Raw genomic sequence first — 5206 nt, forward strand, 5'->3', positions numbered from 1 at the left:
GACGACCCGCCCGCCCGCATCGCCGCCGCGGTGGAGCTGGCGCTGGAGTCGCTGTACCTGGCGCGCCGCCTCGCCAAGGACGCCGACGACGGCACCACGGTGTACGGGCCGTGACCCGTTCCGCACCGCGCCGCCGTGGCGGGCGCGGACACCCACTGCCGACCACGGAGCGGCCATGACCCAGCCCGAGTCCTATTCTTACGGGCCGTACCACGACGGCCCCGACCCGCTCGCCCCGCCGCTGGATCTGCGTGAGGCCGTCGACCGGATCGGAGCGGAGGTGCTGTCCGGCTCGTCACCCCGCACGGCGCTGGAGGAACTGCTGCGCCGGGGAACCTCCGCCACCGCCGGGCTCGATGAACTGACCCGGCGGCTGTGGCGGCGCCGCGCGGAGATTCAACGCGGGCACCGGCTCGACGGCACCCTGCGCGACGTGCGGCGGCTGTTGGACGAGGCGCTGGACGCCGAGCGCACGGCGCTGGCGGCACGCTCGGACGACGACGCCCGTTTCCGCGAGGCGGTGCTCGACGCGCTGCCCTCCGGAACGGCCGCCGCGGTCGGTGAACTCGCCGAGTACCCGTGGACCTCCGAGACCGGCCGGAACGCCTACGACCGCATCCGGGAGCTGCTGGGCGAGCAACTCATGGAGTCGCGTTTCCAGGGCATGGCCGATGCGCTCCGGTCGAGCACGCGGGCCGACGCCGAACGCGTCGCGGCCATGCTGGCCGAGCTCAACTCCCTGCTCGACGCGCACGCCCGCGGCGAGAACGTCGAGCGGCGGTTCACCGACTTCATGGACCGGCACGGCGAGTTCTTCCCGGAGCGCCCGCGCACCGTTGAGGAGCTGGTCGACGCGCTCGCCGCCCGGTCGGCCGCGGCGCAGCGCATGCTCAACTCCCTGACCGACGAACAGCGCGCCGAGCTGGCCGACCTGTCCCGTCAGGCGTTCGGCGACCCGCGCATCGCCGAGGGCCTTGCCGCGCTGGATGCCCGCCTGCGCGGTCTTCGGCCCGGCCAGGACTGGACGTCGTCGGCGTCGTTCCGCGGGAACGACCCGCTGGGCCTTGCCGACGGCGTCGGCGCTCTGACGGAGCTGTCCGACCTCGACGCGCTGGCCGAGCAGCTCTCCCAGGGCTACCCCGGCGCGCGGCTGGAGGACATCGACACCGACCTGCTCGAGCACCGCCTGGGTCCCGACGCCGCCGTGGACGCGCGCAGGCTCGCCGAACTGGAGCGGCAGCTCCGGCGGCAAGGCCTGTTCCACCGGGGCGCGGACGGCGGGCTCCGGCTGTCTCCGAAGACTCTGCGCAGGCTGGGCGAGACCGCGCTCGCCGAGGTGACCCGGTCGCTGCGGGCACGCACGGGCCACCGCGACACCACCTCCGCCGGCGCGGCGGGGGAACCGACCGGGGCGGGCAGGCCGTGGCGGTTCGGCGACACCGAACCGTGGGAAGTCTCGCGCACCGTGCGCAACGCGGTCCTGCGTACCGCGAGCCCGGCCACCGGCGCGAGCCAGGCCACCGGCGCGGTGCGGCTCGACGTCTCCGACGTCGAGGTCGCCGAGACCGAGCACCGGGCCCGTGCGGCGGTGGCGCTGTGCGTGGACACGTCCTGGTCGATGGTGGCCGAGGGGCGGTGGGTGCCGATGAAGCGCACCGCGTTGGCGCTGCACCACCTGATCTCGACCCGGTTCCGGGGCGACGCGTTGCAGCTGGTGACCTTCGGTCGCTACGCCACGCCCGTGGACCTCGCCGAACTCGTCGGCATGGAAGGCACGTGGGAGCAGGGCACCAACGCTCACCACGCCCTGCTGCTGGCCGGGCGGCACCTGCGCAGGCACCCGGACGCACACCCGGTGGTGCTGATGGTCACCGACGGCGAGCCGACCGCCCACCTGGAGGCCGACGGCACGGCGGTGTTCGACTACCCGCCCGACCCCCGCACCCTGCATCGGACCGTGGCCGAGGTGGACGGCCTCGCGCGGCGGGGCGCGGCCCTCACCGTGTTCCGGCTCGGCGACGATCCCCGGCTCGCCTCGTTCGTCGACCTGCTCGCGCGCCGGGCGGGCGGACGCGTCGTGGCTGCCGACGCCGACGGGCTCGGCGCAGCCGTGGTGGGGGACTACCTGCGCTCCCGGCGCAGGCGCTGACCCACCAGGGCGGCACCTGGCCCGGGTGCGGCCAAGGTCGGTGCCCCCGGCTCGGCGGCCCGCCGACCTCGTGGGGCAACTCGCCGACTTGAAGGGGCAACTCGCCGACCGGGAAGGGCAACTCGCCGGGAGGTGGGGTCAGCGGGGGCGGGCGGGTTCGCAGCAGCCGGTGGCGCAGACGGCGCCGTCCACGGTGTCGCCGCCGTTGACCAGGTCCGACAGGGCGCGCGGGGAGGCCGACCCACTCTGTTCACGCACCAGTTCGACCACCAGGCGCGCGAATCGCGGGTCGGCGTTGGGTGTCGCCGACCGGGCGAAGGCCATCCCCAGCTCGCCGGCCCGCTCGGCGGCCTCGTTGTCGAGGTCCCAGATCACTTCCAGGTGGTCGGAGACGAACCCGACCGGACACACCACGACAGCGTCGACGCCGTCGGCATGCAGCGCGTCGAGGTGGTCGACGATGTCGGGTTCCAACCACGGCACCTCGGGCGGACCGGACCGCGACTGCCACACCACGTCGTGGTCCTCGGCACCGACCTCGGCGGCGACCAGCCGGGCCGCCTCGGCCACCTGCCGGGAGTACCGGTGCCCGCCCTCCTCCGGTGGCCCGGCCGCAGCGTCGGCGGCGGTGGGCACCGAGTGCGCGGTGAACACCAGCCGCGCGTCCGGCCTGTTCAGCTCGGCGTAGGCGGCACGAACGCCGTCGGCCAGCGAGGCCACGAACAACGGGTGATCGAAGAAGTGCCGCAGTTTCCGCAGCCGGGGCGCCTCGGCCCCCACGGTCGCGCGCGCCCGTGCGATGTCCTCGTCGTACTGCCTGCACGCCGAATAGCCGCCGTAGGCGCTGGTGGCGAACACCAGCGCGTCGCGCACGCCGTCCTCGGCCATGCGCCGCACCGTGTCCTCCACCATCGGGTGCCAGTTGCGGTTACCGAAGTAGACCGGCAACGTGATCCCCTGCGCGGACAACTCCCGCTCCACCGCCGCGATCGCGTCGCGGTTGAGCTGGTTGATCGGGGACACGCCCCCGAAATGCCGGTAGTGCTCGGCGACCTCCTCGAGTCGCGCGCGGGGCACTCCCCTGCCCCGCGTCACGTTCTCCAGGAACGGCATGACCTCGTCGAGTCCCTCGGGCCCGCCGAAGGACAACCACAGCAACGCGTCGTAGTTCACGCGCTCATCCTCCCGCCGCGCGGTGCACTCCGCAGAGCCGGGTCCCACGTGGAGGGTCGCGGAACACACCACCACGGGGAACCGTGGCGCGGCACACCCCCACGCGGCCTCGTCGCGCGGCGGAGGTGCGCGGGGACTCGTCGCGCACCGAACCCGCGCCGGCGCTCACTGCCCGGTGGCGTGGACCCCACCGTCGACCATGATCATCGAACCGGTGGTCGCCGGGAGCCAGTCCGACAGCAGCGCGCAGACACTGCGGGCCACCGGCGTGGGGTCGGTGGTGTCCCAGCCCAGCGGGGCACGGTCGCCCCAGCCCTCCTCCAGCTCGGTGAACCCGGGGATCGACTTGGCCGCCATCGTCTTCATCGGACCCGCCGCGACGAGGTTGACCCGGACGCCGTGCTCGCCGAGATCGCGCGCCAGGTACCGGTTCACCGACTCCAGCGCCGCCTTCGCCACGCCCATCCAGTTGTAGGCGGGCCAGGCCACCCGGGCGTCGAAGTCCATGCCGACCACGGACGACCCCCGGCTCAGCAAGGGCAGCAGCGCCGCGGCCACCGACTTGTACGAATAGGCTGAGATCTCCACCGCCGTCGAGACGTCCTCGGCGGGCGCGTCGAGGAAGGGCTCCCCCAGGCAGCTCGGCGGCGCGTAGGCGATCGAGTGCAGCACCCCGTCGAGGCCGTCGACGTGCTCGGACACCCGGTCGGCCAGCGTCGCCAGATGCTCGGCGTTCTGCACGTCGAGCTCGAGCACGGGCGCCGGTTCCGGCAGGCGCGAGGCGATCCGCTCGACCAGCGACATCCGGCCGAAGCCGGTCAGCACCACCGTCGCGCCCTCCTCCTGTGCCACGCGTGCCGCGTGGAACGCCAGCGACGCGTCGGTGATCACGCCGGTGATCAGGAGTCGCTTACCTTCGAGCAGTCCGGACAACCTGGTCCTCCAGTTCGGTGCGGGTTTCGGCAACAACACGGGCGGGCGGAGCGGGCCGGGCGACACGGCACCGGTGGCCGGCCCGCACGGCTCGCGGCGGGGTCAGTGCCCCATGCCGAGGCCGCCATCGACGGGCAGTACCGCGCCGTTGACGTAGCCGGCCTCGTCGGAGGCGAGGAAGCGCACGGCGTGGGCCACGTCCTCGGCCGTGCCGTAACGGCCCGCCGGAATCCGTTCCAGCGCCGCCGCGCGCTGCTGCTCGGAGAGTTCGTCGGTCATGTCCGAGACGATGAAGCCGGGGCTGACGACGTTGGCGGTGATGCCGCGCGTGCCGAGCTCGCGGGTCAGCGACCGGGCGAGTCCCACGAGCCCGGCCTTGCTGGCGGCGTAGTTGACCTGCCCGGCACCTCCCGCGAGGCCGATCACCGACGAAAGGAACACGAAGCGGCCCCACTTGGCCCGGAGCATGCTGCGGGAGGCCCGCTTGGCGACCCGGTAGGCGCCGGTCAGGTTGGCGTCGAGCACCCGGGTGAACTGGTCCTCGCTCATCCGCATGAGCAGCGTGTCGTCGGTGATGCCCGCGTTGGACACCAGCACCTCGACCGGCCCCTGCTGCTCCTCCACCTGCTTGAAAGCGGTGTCGACCTGCTCGGAGTCGGTGACGTCGGCCTGCACGCCGAACAACCCTTCGGGCGCGCCGGAGCCCCGGTGGGTCACCGCGACGCGATGCCCGGCGTCGGCGAGTTCCCGCGCGATCGCCAGCCCGATGCCGCGATTGCCGCCGGTGACCAGAACGGACCGTCCCACGTGACACTCCTCGAAGCCGAGTTCGTTGCCTTCCGCGCCGAGGTTATCCGTTCGCCTCGCTGCCCGTTCGCGGGACTCCCCCACCGCCGCGCGGGGCCGGGGCGGTGTCCGGCGCGGCGCCGGGACCGGGCAGGATCGTCCGGG

At 73.6% G+C, this 5206-nt stretch carries 4 protein-coding genes; 1 reads left to right on the forward strand and 3 read right to left on the reverse strand.

Annotated elements, in window-relative coordinates; all coding sequences use genetic code 11:
- The first annotated feature begins 175 nt into the window (after positions 1-175).
- The gene (locus tag SACSA_RS0100400; RefSeq protein WP_019812590.1) at positions 176-2149 is read left to right on the forward strand and encodes a vWA domain-containing protein; all 1974 of its coding nucleotides are present in this window, start codon (positions 176-178) and stop codon (positions 2147-2149) included.
- Positions 2150-2287: 138 nt separating this feature from the next.
- On the opposite strand, the gene SACSA_RS0100405 is transcribed toward SACSA_RS0100400, so the two are convergent.
- The 3 genes from SACSA_RS0100405 to fabG form a co-directional block, all read right to left on the reverse strand.
- Positions 2288-3322: a ferrochelatase gene (locus SACSA_RS0100405; protein WP_028661388.1), complete on the reverse strand. Its 1035-nt coding sequence runs from the start codon at positions 3320-3322 to the stop codon at positions 2288-2290.
- 165 nt (positions 3323-3487) lie between these two features.
- Positions 3488-4255, reverse strand: a complete 768-nt coding sequence (gene fabI, locus SACSA_RS0100410) for an enoyl-ACP reductase FabI (RefSeq protein WP_019812594.1) — start codon at positions 4253-4255, stop codon at positions 3488-3490.
- Positions 4256-4357: 102 nt separating this feature from the next.
- Positions 4358-5062, reverse strand: a complete 705-nt coding sequence (gene fabG, locus SACSA_RS0100415) for a beta-ketoacyl-ACP reductase (protein WP_019812596.1) — start codon at positions 5060-5062, stop codon at positions 4358-4360.
- Positions 5063-5206 lie beyond the last annotated feature (144 nt).

This window comes from Saccharomonospora saliphila YIM 90502 (assembly GCF_000383795.1).
GTDB lineage: Bacteria > Actinomycetota > Actinomycetes > Mycobacteriales > Pseudonocardiaceae > Saccharomonospora > Saccharomonospora saliphila.

Excerpts from the sequence above, each read along its gene's own strand:
- SACSA_RS0100400 (WP_019812590.1), top strand. The coding sequence starts at position 176 with ATGACCCAGCCCGAGTCCTATTCTTACGGGCCGTACCACGACGGCCCC.